This window comes from Clostridium sp. (assembly GCF_047718555.1).
In the GTDB taxonomy this organism is placed as follows: domain Bacteria; phylum Bacillota; class Clostridia; order Clostridiales; family Clostridiaceae; genus Clostridium_I.
This window is the reverse complement of record NZ_JBDNRK010000001.1, coordinates 168,438-184,558: the sequence shown is the minus strand read 5'-3', so window position 1 is coordinate 184,558 and position 16,121 is coordinate 168,438. Positions and strand designations below refer to the sequence as shown.

The window sequence follows — 16,121 nt, the reverse complement described above, 5'->3', positions numbered from 1 at the left end:
ATATTACATCATATAATTCTAATAAAAAAAATATTTCCATTAATTAAGAAAATACCTATAGATTTAAGAAGAGTTATTTTTGTTATTTCAGCTTTAATGGCATTTATTTATATATATAATTTACGTTTTTTCTATACACCCATAAATATTAAACATTTTCTGAGACTTACCTTAGTTTCAATACTTATTGTATTTCCTGTACTTATTTTAGCAAATATAGTTGGGATAGCAAAAAACAAAACTAAATTGAAAGAAGAAATTAAGGTTACTGTAGTAAGTTCTTTTCTATCAAGAATTAAATATGGATTAAAATATAAGAAAAACTTATTTATACTAATTGTTATTTTTATTACTACTATAGGCTTTGGCGTATATATTGGTAAATTTCATAAATATTACCCTCTATTCATTTGCTATATTATCTATATTGTAATTGTACCATTATATATTTTAAAAACTTTTTTGAATTTTTGTAAAATAGCCCATGTGACGGACAAAATAACAAGTGGTGACCTCAATTATGAAGTTGAAATTTCAGGTAAAAGTACCATGGCAAAGCTGGCAAACAATATAAATAATATGAAGCTTGGATTTAAAAAGGCTCTTGAGCAGCAGGTTAAAAGTGAAAGACTAAAATCAGAGCTTATAACCAATGTATCCCATGATTTAAAAACTCCACTTACCTCCATAATAAATTATGTGGATTTACTAAAAGCGGAGGATGTAACGGAGCAGGAGAGAATAAATTATATAGGTATATTGGATAAAAAATCTCAAAGACTTAAGGTGCTCATAGAGGATTTGTTCGAAGCTTCAAAACTTTCCAGTGGAAATATTGAAATTAATATGGAAAAAATAGATATTACTTCTTTATTAAAGCAAGTATTAGGAGAGGCTAATCATAAAATTGAAGTTTCAAACTTAATATTTAAAATAAATATATCGAAAGAAAAAATGTATTCAAATTTGGATGGGAAGAGAACCTGGAGAGTATTCGATAATTTAATAAATAATGCATTGAAATATTCTCAGTCTAATACAAGAGTATATATAGATCTTAAGAAAGAAGATGAAAATATAATATTCACAATTAAAAATATATCTGCTTATGAACTTGATTTTAATGCTGAGGAGATATTTGAAAGATTTAAGAGAGGTGACAGTTCAAGAAGTACTGAAGGTTCTGGACTTGGACTTGCCATTGCAAAGAGCATAGTTGAACTTGAACAGGGTTCAATTGATATTAATATTGATGGAGATTTATTTAAGGTTATAGTTAAATTTAAAAGAATTAAGTAATGTAAATTATAATGGAAAGCATATATACAGCTGTATTGTAAATATTGCTAGATACGAATATAAAGAAGTCAAGCTATTATGGCAATAGAAAGGAGTGTTTTTAAGCATTCCTTTTTAGCTTATCTAAAAAGTTAAGATGTATTTATTTTGTAAAATCTAAATAAAAAATCCGCCTGATGTAAGAGGAAATGTTATAATGTTGTACATATCCATGAAAATGAGGGTGATTTAGTGAATATTCTAGTAGTAGAAGATGAAATACCTATTTCTAATGTAATATGCAAATATTTAAAGGTGGCTGGTTATGATACAGAAACAGCTTATGATGGACAAGAAGCTTTGCAAAAAATTGAAATAGATAAATTTGATTTAGTGTTATTGGATATTATGATTCCTTACTTAGATGGCTTTGATTTGATAAAATTTCTTAAACCTAAGAACATACCTGTAATCTTTTTAACAGCTAAAGATGAACTGGAAGATAAACTTAAAGGTTTTCAATTAGGGGCAGATGACTATATTACCAAACCCTTTGAGTATCAGGAATTATTGGCACGTATAAGGGCTGTATTAAACAGAAATAACAAACTTACAGATAAAATTATATACGGTGATGTGGAAATTAATTTGGATAGTCATGAAGTTATAAAGAATGGTAAACAGATAGAACTGCTGCCTAAGGAATATGAATTACTGATTTTATTTATACATAATAGGCATATAGCTTTGACAAGAGAAGTTCTTATGCAAAAGGTTTGGGGTTATGACTTTGTGGGAGAAACTCGAACTATAGATGCTCATGTGCAGCGCATAAGAAAAAAATTGGGCTGGAAAAATGAAATTAAAACAATTTTTAAAACTGGCTATAGATTGGAGTAGGATATGAGATTTTGGCAAAAAATTTTTCTTAGCGGATATATAGTATTATTCATGGCTTTCAATGCCATTGGTATCCTATGGCTCAGCAGAGATTATAGTGACATGGTAAAAAGAGAAAATTCCTTTGCACTGTTATCTCATCAATCCTTTCAGCAGTCTCTATATACTAGCCTTGTTTATTGGAAAAATCAATTGGGAAATTCACCGGATATATATAAGGTTTATCAATCAGATATTATATTAAAACTTACCCAGACAAGGGATAATTCAAGGCAGGTTATGGTTACAAATGCTAATAATGAAATAATTTTTTCTAATACCAGTGATGCAGTAAGAAATCACATAGAAGGAACTATGAATAGTCTTGATAAAGACATCTCTTATGGTATGTATAAATTGGATAAAGACAGAGTGATTATTGCTGGAAATAGCTTTAAAGTTGGAGAGGATTCCTTTAATCTGTATACCATAAATAATATTACCGAAGAATATAATTATCAAAATAAAAGAATAAATGATTATATAAAGTTTGGAACTATAATTTGCATTGTTGCTGCAGGTATATTAGGTATTATTTCATATCTTCTTACTAAACCTCTCAGAAAGCTTGAAACTATTACCAGACGTATTTCAGAGGGGGATTACTCCACAAGAGTACCTTTAGTGGGGCATGATGAAATTTCTCATTTGACTTCACAAATAAACCTTATGGCAGAAGCAATAGATAATAGGGAGAAAGAATTAAAGAAGATAGCTTATCAGAGGCAGCGATTTGTGGAGAACTTTACTCATGAATTAAGAACTCCTCTTACTTCTATTATAGCCTATGCTGATCTTATGCGTACAGTAAAACAGGAACCCTATGAAATGGATGAAGGGCTTAGTTATATATCCAGTGAAGGGAAAAGACTTTCTTCTATGTCTCATAAGCTCATGAATATGTTCCATCTTAAAAGTGGGGGACTTGAACTTAAAGACACACCATTAAATATTATATTTGAACAGATATATAATATCCTTAAATTACGGTTAAAAGAAAAAGATATTGTATTGAAACTTCATTGTGATAATATTTCTCTAAATGTAGAAAGAGAACTTTTTAAAACTCTTCTGACAAATCTACTGGATAATGCTATAAAAGCCAGTAAAGCAGGGGATGAAATCTATCTTACAGCTAAAGAACAGGATGATAAAATTATTATTAAAATTATAGATAAAGGCTTCGGCATACCTGAAAAGGAGTTATCATATATACTGGAACCTTTTTACATGGTAGATAAAGCTCGAACCCGTAAACACAATGGTGCAGGCCTTGGGTTAAGTCTTTGTCATGAAATTGCTATGTTACATCATGCTGTAATTAATATAAAAAGTAAGGAAGGCAAGGGCACCTGCGTATCAATTATTTTTACAAAAGAGGAGGAGAAGCAGTGAAACAGAACTATAAAAGAAAAATAATTTACCATAATAAAACATTATTTATAACAATAGCGCTGTTTCTCATTGTTATACTGACAGTTGTACTGAGTAAACTAATGATACCTTCTCTATTAATGACAATTAACAATAAAAATACAGGTGCAATCCATAAGATAAGCGGCTTTGAAGTTCAAACTTTATTGGAGGATACTAAAACGAAAAGTATTATAATAGTAAAAAGTGATCAGGATGCAGAAAGCATGGCAAAAAAATATGAAAAACTACTCTTTGGCAGTAGTTTTCAGGATTATGAGGTAAATATACTTCAAAAAAATAAGAATTTTTGGAGAGTAGAATTAAGAGCAAAAAATCCATCTGCACAAACTTATTACGCTGGTGGTGAATATCTAATAGCTCCAAGTGGTAAACTTCTAGGTTTTCAAATGTTAGATTTTAATACAAAATCCAGTGCGGCTTTAAATAATGAAACAGTTAAAGCAGAAGCTTCTCAGGCAGCAAAAGATATTCTTCAAAGTTTAGGCTATGAGGATGATTATACATGGCAGTTGAGAGAACGTGATATAGTAATAACCAGATTATCAGTTAAATCTCAGCCGATATATTTATCCTTTACCATGCATGAAAATAAACTTTATTTATTGAATATGAAAGGAGCTTGGATAGATTAATTAAGTAAAGGATACGCGGGAATTATTATTCAATTAAATATATTTGCAAAGATAAAAAATTCCAGATGATAAGTATTACTATCTTTACATTGATTATTTATCATAATTATCATAAATAAATTTTACAATTTCACAACAATTTCATGAAAACTTCATAAAATTGAATTGTTACTATAATACCAGTGATCATAGATTGCTGGTATTTTTTATTTAAATAAGGAGGTCGTTAAGATAATGCCAAAACTAACTAAGGTTTTATTAAGTCTAACAACAATTTCTTTTATTCTCACTTTTTCAATATCTGCCAATGGAGAATTTATAAAAGCAGATAAAGGTACAAAAAATAATACGGAGGTAAATAGTAAGGAGTTAAGTGTATATTCGTCAGGGAAATATAAAGCATCGCTGGGAAATAATATGGAGGTAGATGCAGTGGTAGACAAGCCTAATATAAATAGTGCAGCCATATTACAGGTTGAAGGTACTGCATTTGATCCAAAAAAACTATGTGATATATTTTTAGGGTCTGGTGAAGTAAAAAAAGAAAAATTAGGAGAAAATACAAGCTATTCTATTGGTAACAAAATTTTAGACGTCTATACAGTAGGTGCATTTAGCTTTCGTACACCTTTAGCTGGGTATATAAATGAGATTATAAATACTTTACCCAATGGTAATATTGATAAATTTGAAGTTCAAGATCTTAGCTTTATGACAAGAGAAAAAGCAATTGAAAAGGCACGTAAAGTTTTGATGGAGCTAAATATTACACCTTATGGCTCACCTACCGTATATGCACTGGATAATAAAACTATTAAACAAGAACAAGAGAGACTTATAAAGGAAGATGAAGGCTTTAAATATTTTTTAGATTTGAGGAAGATTAAGTTAAAAGATAATTGGAGCAGTGATGATGACAGTTATTACATGGTTTTTCATAATTCCATTAGAGGTATTTCCAGTGAGCCATTTGGTTATGCAGCTGCAAATGCAGATACTTTGGTAGAAGGAAGTGAGATAAAAATACTTATTTCTAAAAATGGTATAGAATCCTTTGTTATAGATGGTAAAATATATCAAGAAAAATCCGTTAAAGGAAGTAATTTACCTTTAATTTCAATATCTCAGGCACTTAACAGCCTTGAGAAAAAATACTCTGATGTACTACTATCAGATAAAATAGTAGTATCAAGTATTTCTTTAGTATATTCACCTGTATTAACTAATTCCAAAGAAGAAAATCGAAATATAGAATTAGTACCTACATGGCTTTTTAATATTAATGAGAAAGTAAAGAAAGGAAATGATGTAAGACAAGCTTATACTAATGTACGTATTAACGCACTAGATGGGAAAGAAATTCGTTAGCAGGAGCATGGCACTGTTATCCTATCCCTTAGAAAAGCAGAAAACCAAAATTTTGGATTTTGTGTGAATCGCTTTCACAGAGTAAAAGCAGACAATACAAAATTTATTTGTATTTGTTTGCTTTCTAAATTATTATCTGTAACATATTACGGCTTTTTATCGTCATTATTATTAAAGGGTAGATTTTATCAATTAAAACAATATGATGAGGGGATGGAGTGATGATTATGAAACGAATTTTATTAATAGGAATATTGGGGATAATAATAATATTTAGTTTTTCTGCATGTACCAGTAGTTTATCCAATATAGGTAGTGCATCAGCACAGAAATTATCTGCTAACAAAAATACAGATGACAAAACGGATAATCCCAATATAAATAATACAGGTAATATAAAATTACCCTCTGTAGAAGAAAAAAAGACAGCACCTCCACCATCAAGAGATGTTCTTAAGGCAGGAGATAAGGGAGAGGATGTAAAAGAGATTCAAAAGAGGCTTAGTAAATTTGGCTATTCTGTGGACAAAGATGGAAACTTCGGAGAACAGACAGTGTATGCTGTAATGGATTTTCAACACAGACATAATCTCATTAATGATGGAATAGTAGGGGGAGCTACATTAGAAGATTTAAAGAAGGAGCCTACACCAGATGTAATGTATGAACCTACAGCACAAGTAATATCTAATGCTAATTCAGCCAGAGTTGAAAGTATAGTAAATAAATTGAATACTCGAAGTTATACTGATTATTATGTTATGGTAAGTATATCAGAGCAAAGGGTATACATTTTTAATGGCAGCAATGGTAATTGGAAGTTAATGAACTCTTTCCCTTGTTCCTCAGGAACAGGGGGTACACCAACAGTTACAGGACATTTTTTTGTGGGAATCAAAGGACCGCAATTTGAAACACCAAATGGAATTGTATGTAAATATTATACTCAAATACAAGGTAATTATTTATTTCATAGTGTTTTGTTTGATAAAAAAGGGAATCTGATAGATGGTACACTGGGTAAATCTGCTTCTCATGGTTGTGTAAGATTAGGCCTTGAGAATGCAAAATATATTTATAATAATATTCCTATAGGATCTGGTATTTGGATAAGATAAGAAATATTTTTTAATTTAAATAATTTCAAAACTTCCAATGGTAATATGATAAAATATATTTATAAAAAGATTTAAAGAGAGGTTACTATGAATGAAAGTGATTTGATTTATAGAATAAAAGAAATTATTTTTTATATGCCAGGAGAAATGTACAAGTTTTCACCACCGGAGAATTGCTCTGATGATGAATGGCAAAATGCACCAATGGAAGAAAAGGCATTTTTACTTATAGAAGAACTATTATTAAATTTCAATAGAGAAGAAAAAATGAAGAAAAAAAAGCAAGAACATCATGAAAATACTATAGAAATTAAACTACCATTTGGACCTAGATTTTATACTCAAGCAGATGAAAGTATGTTTTTTTCTGCATTAGAATCTGTGCTATCATTTATAGAAGTAAAAGGCAGTGGAAGAGGATTATTTTTGTATTTTAAAAGTCCAATTAGTGAATATGAAAAAGATTTTTTAATTGGACTATTTAGAAGATATCAAGTACCAATATCAACTAGCATTAAAAAGTTTTTAAAACAATAAAACTTAGTGATATTACAAACTCTCACTAAGTTTTATTATTTTATTTATTAATCTGTACTATTATGGGATAAACTTCTACAGCTTCTTCACATTCAAAGCTCTCATGGAATTAAGCACTGCTATTAGCGCCACCCCCACATCTCCAAATACAGCTTCCCACATATTTGCAAAGCCTAAGGCGCCTAGAACCAGGATTACAACCTTTATGCCTAAAGCAAAAATTATATTTTGCCATACAATATACTGAGTTTTTCTTGCTACTTTTATAGCAGTTACTATCTTTGAAGGTTCATCAGTCATAATTACTACATCAGAAGCCTCAATAGCTGCATCTGAGCCAAGACCACCCATGGCAACACCTACATCGGCTCTTGCCAGCACAGGAGCGTCGTTTACTCCGTCACCTACATATAATATTTTTTCCTTTGGTGTTTTCATGCTGTATAGCATTTCAAATTTTTCTACCTTTTCATTTGGAAGAAGTTCTGAGTACACTTTGTCTATGCCTAATCTATTTCCTATTTCAGCAGCAACTGAGGAAGTATCACCAGTAAGCATAACTGTTTTCTTCATGCCTAGGTTTTTTAAAGCCTTTATTGCACTAGCTGAATCATTCTTTAATTCATCGGAAATTACAATATATCCAGCATAGACATTATCTATTGCTATATGAATTATAGTTCCTATAGCATTTACATCCTCATAGGCTATATTTTCATTTTTCATCAGCTTTGCATTACCAGCAAGAATATTTTTACCTTTTATTATTGCCTTTATGCCATAACCAGCAAGTTCACTGTATTTTAAAGTATCACGGTTAGTGCTGTTTTTATGCTTGCAAGGCTTAAAAATTGCCTTTGATATTTTATCAGTAGAAGAATTATTTGATTTTTTTAAGTTTATGGTATTTGGAATAATATTCTGACATTTAGCTCTCATCTTACAAGCGGGAATATCGTTATTATGCACTTTTTCAAGCTTACCATTTTTATCTTCATAGGCTTTTAAAATAGATTTTGCTATGGGATGATTGGAATAGCTTTCTGCAAGAGCAGCATATTTCAGTAATTCATCCTCTGTTATATTGTTTCTGCTGTTTACTTCAGTAACAGTAAATACGCCCTTTGTAAGGGTTCCTGTTTTATCAAAGACTACAGTTTTTACATTGTAAAGAGCCTCTAAATAATTGCTTCCTTTTATAAGGATACCTTTTCTTGAAGCACCCCCTATACCTCCAAAGAAACCTAAGGGTATAGAAATTACAAGGGCACAAGGGCAGGATACAACTAGAAAAACTAAAGCTCTGTATAGCCACTGAGAAAAATGTGTTCCTGGGATCACAAAAGTAGGGACTACAGCAAGTAGTACAGCTGAAAGTGTAACTATAGGAGTATAATATCTAGCAAATTTAGTTATGAAATTTTCTGTTTGAGCTTTCTTACTGCTAGCATTTTGAACCAATTCCAGTATTTTTGATACTGCGGATTCACCAAAACCTTTAGTAACTTTAACTGTCAGTACACCATTGTTATTGATAAAACCACCAAGTACTGTACTTCCTACGTTCACCTCTCTTGGAAGAGATTCGCCAGTAAGATCGGAAGTATCCACCATTGAAGCACCTTTTATTATAGTACCATCCAAAGGAACCTTTTCACCAGGTTTTATGAGAATAATATCACCTATATTTACATCTTCAGGATGTACTTTTTTAAAATCATCGTTAACCTGAAGATTGGCAAATTCAGGCTTTATATCCATAAGCTTTGTTATGGACCTTCTGGATCTGTCCACTGCCATATCCTGAAAAGTTTCTCCGATTTGATAGAAAAGCATAACTGCTATACCTTCAGGATATTGTTTAATTGCAAGAGCACCAATACTTGCAATACTCATGAGAAAATTTTCATCAAAGACTTCTCCGCGAATTATATTTTTAAAAGATTTAATTAAAACTTCAGCACCAATTAAGAGATAAGCTGCTATAGAAAAAATAATCTTTACGTTAGAACTATCTGCCAGGAAGAAAGTAACTATATAGAGTATTATCCCTACAGCCAGTGCGACAAATTTAATTTTCTTGCTGAAATTATCTTCCTCATCAGCCTCAGTATTAATATTTGTAATACTTGTATCTATTATTTTAACATCCGGTTCTATTTTCTTTACAATGCTTTTAGCTTCCTCAAGGATACGTATAATTTCATTTTCGTTCTCAATTTCCAAAGTTAACTTTTTTGATACAAAGTCTATATTTGCTGAACTTACTCCCAATATATTTTTTGATTTATTCTCTATTTTAGCTGCACAATTGGCACAGCATAAACCTTCTAATATGAGTTCTCTTTTTTTCGCATTCAATGTAAACCCTCCATCTCTATTTTAACTTGTCCCAGGACTATTTAATATAAATTGCATTCCAATAAAAGTGAAAGTGTTTCTATATAAAATTACTGCAGTTATATAAGGCTTTTATATTCACATTAAATTAGTATCATTAGCTTTATAAGATAATATATTATTTTTCTCTTATATGTGCTAATCCTTGATTGAATATTTGTTCCACATGATTATCATCTAAAGAATAATAAACTATTTTGCCGTTTCTTCTGTATTTAACTAATTTAGCCTGTCTTAGTGTTTTCAATTGATGTGATACTGAAGACTGTTTTATTCCAAGTAAATTTGATATATCGCATACACACATTTCAGATATAGATAGTACATGAAGAATTTTAACTCTAGTAGTATCACCAAATACCTTGTATAAATCGGATAAATCATAGAGTAATTCTTCATTAATCATATTTTCTCTAACTTTATTAATTATATCTTCGTGAAGCACAGTACAGTTGCATGTTTCTATAGTTTCAACTTCTTTATTAGCCAAATAAACCACTTCCTTTACAATATTATATGTGCTCATATGTTCATGTGTTCATATGTATATATATAATATATGATTAATTTCGATTTTAGTCAATAAATTTTATGGATTTTTAGTATGAAAATCTTAAATAAAGATCACTTTTAAGATGATTTGATAAACAGAGTTCTTGATTTAATTACACACCTAAAATTCTGTCATCAACTTTTGTCTTTGATAATATGGTATTGTAGTAACAGTCAAGTTGGAGTTTAACAAAAATATTCACACTACATATACTATACTAGAAAAATTAAATTTTTTCGATTTCATAGAAAGCGATAATTCTTATACTTTCTGTACAACAATAAAATGATAAAAAGGTGATGAAATTATGGAAAAAGTATATGATTCCAGAGATAGACTTTATGGTTATGTTGATGGCAATGTAATTTATGATGAATGTTATAATATTATGGGATATACTGACGGTTCTGTACTTTACGATGGATATTATAACCCTATGGCATATGTATCTGATGGATTTGTTTATACAATGGATGGCACGCCTGTTGGATATTACAACGGCTACCGTTTATACGATATGAGTGGTAATTATATAGGATATGGAAATCAAGGATTTCGTGGATTGCTTGGTACTATTTTTCTTTTATTAATTCTTAGACGTTTATTTAGACGCAGACGTATATTCTAAAGAAACATTAAAGCCTAAAGCTAGTTTTTGTACTAGCTTTAGGCTTTACCATGTATTAAGAATTACTTATCACTATAGACAATATTGTTAAGACTATTTTTTATCTTTTCCTGACTGAAAGGTTCAGACCTCCACCTCTAAGCGAAGCGAAGGTGGAATTTTCCAATCAGGTGGGGTAGACTCCCCCACCTGATTTACCGATGTTTCAGCTTGCTGAAACGAGTTCACTGCTTATCTACGAGAATATTTTAAACTAATATTCACGGCATTGTATAAAATTACAGATATAACAGCATTAGCTATAACGGCTGGAAGCACTACAGCTAGGAGAAGAGTTGTAAATGATTTTGGTAAACCTGCTACAACTGAAGCAGTTAATAGGAAAACTGTTCCACTTACTGCGGTACATACAAGGCCTATAATAGCAACCATAATTTGTTTTGGTATTCTGTCTTTCATTGCTTTAAACATTAGAAAGACTACCTGACAGGTAATAAGCTTATCAACAATGTTACCAACCTGTCCACCTGGGAAGGTACTGATAATTGCACAATATATACCTGATACAAGTCCGATTAAAATAGTTAGCTTATAATCATCAGCTAATATAATTGCTATGAACATCATGGCTAAAAGAAAATTCGGTCTCATTCCCATTACAACACCAGGTGTTATTTGATATAATACCATTCCTATGGCAAGAAGAAGAGCTATTGTCACTAGTTTTCTCACATCATTTTTTGAACTCATTTTTAATCCACTCCCTAATAATAAATTATATATAATACAAAAAACCTCGTCCTAAAATATTAGGGCGAGGTTATAATCGCGGTACCACCTAACTTATGTATAAAATACACAACTTATTTTTGAACACAAATATGTTCTAACCTTTTTAACGGTAGGCTTCCGATAACCACTACTTTCTTAACAGATTTCGATTTATTTCTCAAGGGCCCATTCATAATAATTCATGCTGCCGAATTCCAGCAATTTCGGCTCTCTTTAAGCAATCCTTAAAATTACTATCCCCTATCATTGAATATTTATAATCTTGCATTGTCTAAAATTGTACTGTAAAGAAAAATAAATGTCAACAACTTTTTATAATACAAATTTATGCGGGGAATTGTACTATTAATAGTTTTTTGGATATTTGAGAAAATTAATTTCAATTGCTAATTGAATAATCTATAATTTACTAATAATATTTTAACAAAAGCTTTATTTATGAAAAATTATATATTATAATAACTAAGTACGAATGAAACTATTTATTGCGAATTTATTGTTCGTAAATATCTATATAAGGAGAATTAATATGGATAACAAAGTTAGAAGAATATTTATAGAGAAACGACAAGGCTTTAATGTAGAGGCACTTGAGATGCTGAATGACGTTAAAGAAAATCTTAATATTAGTCAATTATCTAATATCAGAATTGTAAATAGATATGATATAAGTGGAATTTCAGATGAGGAATTTGAAAAGTCAAAAAAAATAATATTTTCTGAACCTGTAACTGATAATGTGTTTGAAGAAAATATAAATATTAAAGATAATGATAGTACTTTTGCAGTAGAATATCTGCCAGGACAATATGATCAGAGAGCAGACTCAGCAGATCAGTGCATTAGAATATTATCACAAAATGAAGCTTCCAAGGTAGCAACTGCAAAATTATATATTTTAGAGGGAAAGCTTACTGAGGATGAAAGAAATAAGATAAAGAATTATTGTATTAATCCAGTAGATTCACGAGAAGCAGTAATGAAGAAACCGCAAACTTTGGAAACAGAAGTTGAACTTCCAGAAGACGTAAAAGTTTTAAAGGATTTTACAAACTTATCAGAGGAAAATTTAGAGCAATTCAGAATAAATGAAGGTCTTGCCATGAGTCTTGCAGATCTTAAGTTTTGTCAGGAATATTTTAAGAATACAGAAAAAAGAAATCCAACATATACAGAAATAAAGGTAATTGATACCTATTGGTCAGATCACTGCAGACACACTACTTTTGCTACAAAGCTAAATAATGTAGAATTTGAAAAGGGTAAATTCAATAAGCCAGTTAAAGAAGCCTTTGAAGAATACAATAATTCAAAAGCAAAATTAAAAAGAGAAGATAAAGTTACATGTCTTATGGATGTGGCACTTATGGCTATGAGAGAACTTAAAGAGGATGGAAAGCTTGAAGATCTGGACGCATCTGATGAGATCAATGCCTGCAGTATAGAAAAAGAAGTTGACATTGATGGCAGAAAAGAAAAATGGCTAATTATGTTTAAAAATGAAACTCATAATCATCCTACAGAAATAGAGCCTTTTGGTGGAGCAGCAACTTGTATAGGGGGATGTATAAGAGACCCTCTTTCAGGAAGAGTTTATGTATATCAGGCAATGAGAGTAACAGGAAGCGGAGATCCTAGAACAAAAATAGAAGATACACTTCAGGGAAAATTACCTCAAAGAAAGATAACTGTGGGAGCAGCAAAGGGTTACAGCTCATATGGCAATCAGATAGGTCTTTCTACAGGTCAGGTAACAGAAGTATATCATGAAGGTTACGTAGCAAAGAGATTAGAAGTTGGAGCAGTTATTGGAGCAGCGCCAAAGGAAAATGTAGTTAGAAAGCAGCCTAAGGCTGGTGATATAATAATATTACTTGGAGGGAGAACTGGTAGAGACGGCTGTGGTGGAGCCACAGGTTCTTCTAAAGAACATGATGAGAAATCCATACTTACCTGTGGAGCAGAAGTTCAAAAGGGAAATGCTCCTACAGAAAGAAAAATACAGAGATTATTTAGAAATCCTAAAGTAAGTAAACTTATAAAAAGATGTAATGATTTTGGTGCAGGTGGAGTTTCTGTTGCTATAGGAGAATTAAGCGATGGTCTTGATATAAATCTAAACTTAGTACCGAAAAAATATGAGGGCTTAGATGGTACTGAACTTGCCATATCAGAATCTCAGGAACGTATGGCTGTAGTTGTAGAGGAAAAAGATGCAGATAAATTTATTCAGCTTTCTCTTGCAGAAAATTTAGAAGCAGTAAAGGTAGCTGTGGTAACTGATGACAGAAGATTGAAACTTAGATGGAGAAATGACTATGTAGTTGATATAAGCAGAGACTTTTTGGACACTAATGGTGTAAGACAGGAAATAGATGTATATGTTAAAAAACCAAAGAAATCCTTGAATTATTTTGCTAAAACTGAAAAAGTAAAAGATATAAAGAAAAAATGGCTGTCAGTTTTGGAGGATTTAAATGTATGCAGTCAAAAGGGACTTGTGGAAAGATTCGACAGTACTATAGGAGCAGGCAGTGTGTTCTTGCCTTTTGCCGGTAAATATCAAATGACTCCTACAGAGGCCATGATTGCTAAGGTGCCTGTTTTAAAGGGAGAAACTAATACAGCAACAGTTATGGCTCATGGTTATAACCCTAATTTGTCAAGCTGGAGTCCTTTCCATGGAGCAGTTTATTCAGTGGTAGAAGCTGTAGCAAAGGTAGTAGCTTGTGGCGGTAAATACGATAGTATAAGACTTACACTGCAGGAATACTTTGAAAGACTTGGGACTGAGCCTGAAAGATGGGGAAAACCTCTTGCAGCGCTCCTTGGAGCATATCATGCTCAGAAGATGTTTGAAATACCTGCTATAGGCGGAAAAGATAGTATGTCAGGTACTTTTAAAGATATGGATGTACCACCTACTTTAGTTGCTTTTGCAGTAGATGTAGTAGATGCTAATAAGGTTGTATCTCAGGAATTTAAAAATTCAGGAAATACTGTAGTATTGGTTGAAGCAGTGAGAGATGAAAATGAATTACCAGATTTTAAAGTGCTTAAGAAGAATTATAAGAAAATCAGTAAATTAATTGAAAAGGGCAGAGTACTTTCTTCTTATACTGTAAAGCAGGGCGGAGTTTGCGAAGCTGTAACAAAGATGTGTCTTGGAAATAAAATAGGCTTTGCCTTTAATAAAAATGTGGATGAAGAACTTTTATTTGAACCATCTTATGGATCTATAATTCTTGAAATAGATAAAGAAGAAAATGTGAAAAAAATCATGGATGGAGTTAATTATGTAGTTCTAGGAAAAACTACTAATGAAGCGGCTATTAGCTATGAAAAATTTAATTTAGATATAGATGAATTATTAAAGCAATGGACAAAAACTCTTGAAGGGGTATTCCCAACAAAAACAGAGGTAAGCAGTAAAGATATAGAAAAAGCTGTGTTTGACAATAGAAATACGAAATCACCAACTATAAAATATGCAAGACCAAGAGTCTTTATACCAGTATTTCCTGGTACAAATTGTGAGTATGATTCAGCAAGAGCTTTTGAAAAAGCAGGAGCAGAGACTAGTGTGAAAGTATTTAAAAATTTAACTCCTGAATTTATAAAGGAATCTGTAGATTTTATAGCTAATGAAATTGATAAAGCGCAGATGATTATGCTTCCAGGAGGCTTTAGTGCTGGAGATGAGCCTGATGGTTCAGGTAAATTTATTGCTTCAGTGTTAAGAAATCCTAAAATTGCAGAGAGCATAATGAAGCTTCTTAAAGAGAGAGATGGACTTATGCTAGGTATATGTAATGGCTTCCAGGCGTTAATCAAATTAGGACTTGTACCTTTTGGAGAAATAAGAGAAATCGACGAGGAATGTCCTACTCTTACTTACAATAATATAGGAAGACATGTATCTAAAATGGTAGATACAAGAATTGTTTCTACATTATCACCATGGTTTAATCAGGTTAATTGTAATGAAGTTTATACTATACCTGTATCTCATGGAGAGGGACGATTTGTTGGAAAAGAGGATGTAATTAAAAAACTCTTTGAAAATGGTCAGGTAGCTACTCAGTATGTGGACTTTAAGGGTAACCCAACTTATGATATTGATTTTAATCCAAATGGATCTATGCAGGCTATTGAGGGTATAACAAGTCCAGATGGAAGAATACTAGGTAAAATGGGACACAGTGAGAGAATCGGAAGTAATATTGCAAAAAATATACCTGGAAACAAGGATCAGAAGATATTTGAATCTGGTGTAAAATATTTCAAATAAGACATAGATTGACAGGATGTGCGCTTGACTTTTATAATAAAATGAAATTTGAATAGCATATAATTTAAATTTCAAGCGCATATTTCAATGATTAACTGTACATTTCAAGTAAAACATATAGACAAAATTTGCTTAAAATCTATATATT

Annotated in this window: 12 protein-coding genes and 1 other annotated feature; of the genes, 9 read left to right on the top strand and 3 right to left on the bottom strand. The window is 31.3% G+C overall.

All coding sequences use genetic code 11. From position 1 onward, the window contains the following. The 7 genes from ABF633_RS00745 to ABF633_RS00715 form a co-directional block, all read left to right on the top strand. Nucleotides 1-1,299: ATP-binding protein (locus ABF633_RS00745; RefSeq protein ID WP_415521047.1), on the top strand; the 1,299-nt coding region annotated here is incomplete at its 5' end. 231 nt (nt 1,300-1,530) lie between these two features. Then, nucleotides 1,531-2,178, top strand: coding sequence for a response regulator transcription factor (locus ABF633_RS00740; protein ID WP_415521045.1), 648 nt, complete (start codon nt 1,531-1,533; stop codon nt 2,176-2,178). Between the two features lie 3 nt (nt 2,179-2,181). Then, nucleotides 2,182-3,612 (top strand): ATP-binding protein, encoded by a 1,431-nt coding sequence (locus ABF633_RS00735; protein WP_415521043.1) that lies wholly within the window; start codon nt 2,182-2,184, stop codon nt 3,610-3,612. Next, on the top strand, nt 3,609-4,286 hold the full coding sequence (locus tag ABF633_RS00730; protein WP_415521041.1) for a hypothetical protein: 678 nt from the start codon (nt 3,609-3,611) through the stop codon (nt 4,284-4,286). The genes ABF633_RS00735 and ABF633_RS00730 overlap by 4 nt, the downstream gene beginning before the upstream one ends. A 234-nt stretch (nt 4,287-4,520) precedes the next feature. After that, nucleotides 4,521-5,654, top strand: a complete 1,134-nt coding sequence (locus tag ABF633_RS00725; protein ID WP_415521039.1) for a hypothetical protein — start codon at nt 4,521-4,523, stop codon at nt 5,652-5,654. Nucleotides 5,655-5,881: 227 nt separating this feature from the next. Continuing rightward, entirely contained in the window at nt 5,882-6,772 is an 891-nt protein-coding gene (locus tag ABF633_RS00720; RefSeq protein WP_415521037.1) for a L,D-transpeptidase family protein, read from the top strand. Nucleotides 6,773-6,859: 87 nt separating this feature from the next. Beyond that, on the top strand, nt 6,860-7,309 hold the full coding sequence (locus tag ABF633_RS00715; protein WP_415521035.1) for a hypothetical protein: 450 nt from the start codon (nt 6,860-6,862) through the stop codon (nt 7,307-7,309). Nucleotides 7,310-7,384: 75 nt separating this feature from the next. Here the strand turns inward: ABF633_RS00715 and ABF633_RS00710 are convergent, their stop codons facing one another. After that, nucleotides 7,385-9,670: a heavy metal translocating P-type ATPase gene (locus tag ABF633_RS00710; protein ID WP_415521033.1), complete on the bottom strand. Its 2,286-nt coding sequence runs from the start codon at nt 9,668-9,670 to the stop codon at nt 7,385-7,387. Nucleotides 9,671-9,827: 157 nt separating this feature from the next. Then, nucleotides 9,828-10,235: an ArsR/SmtB family transcription factor gene (locus ABF633_RS00705; RefSeq protein WP_415521031.1), complete on the bottom strand. Its 408-nt coding sequence runs from the start codon at nt 10,233-10,235 to the stop codon at nt 9,828-9,830. 334 nt (nt 10,236-10,569) lie between these two features. On the opposite strand from ABF633_RS00705, the gene ABF633_RS00700 reads away from it, so the two are divergent. Continuing rightward, complete coding sequence (locus ABF633_RS00700) at nt 10,570-10,890, top strand: 5-fold beta-flower protein (RefSeq protein WP_415521028.1); 321 nt, start codon at nt 10,570-10,572, stop codon at nt 10,888-10,890. A gap of 231 nt (nt 10,891-11,121) precedes the next feature. Here the strand turns inward: ABF633_RS00700 and ABF633_RS00695 are convergent, their stop codons facing one another. Beyond that, nucleotides 11,122-11,640 (bottom strand): tryptophan transporter, encoded by a 519-nt coding sequence (locus tag ABF633_RS00695; protein WP_415521026.1) that lies wholly within the window; start codon nt 11,638-11,640, stop codon nt 11,122-11,124. A gap of 57 nt (nt 11,641-11,697) precedes the next feature. Further along, nucleotides 11,698-11,938, bottom strand: a binding site (T-box leader). Between the two features lie 273 nt (nt 11,939-12,211). Between ABF633_RS00695 and ABF633_RS00690 the strand changes: the two genes are divergently transcribed. Next, nucleotides 12,212-15,973, top strand: a complete 3,762-nt coding sequence (locus ABF633_RS00690; RefSeq protein ID WP_415521024.1) for a phosphoribosylformylglycinamidine synthase — start codon at nt 12,212-12,214, stop codon at nt 15,971-15,973. The last annotated feature ends 148 nt before the right edge of the window (nt 15,974-16,121 follow it).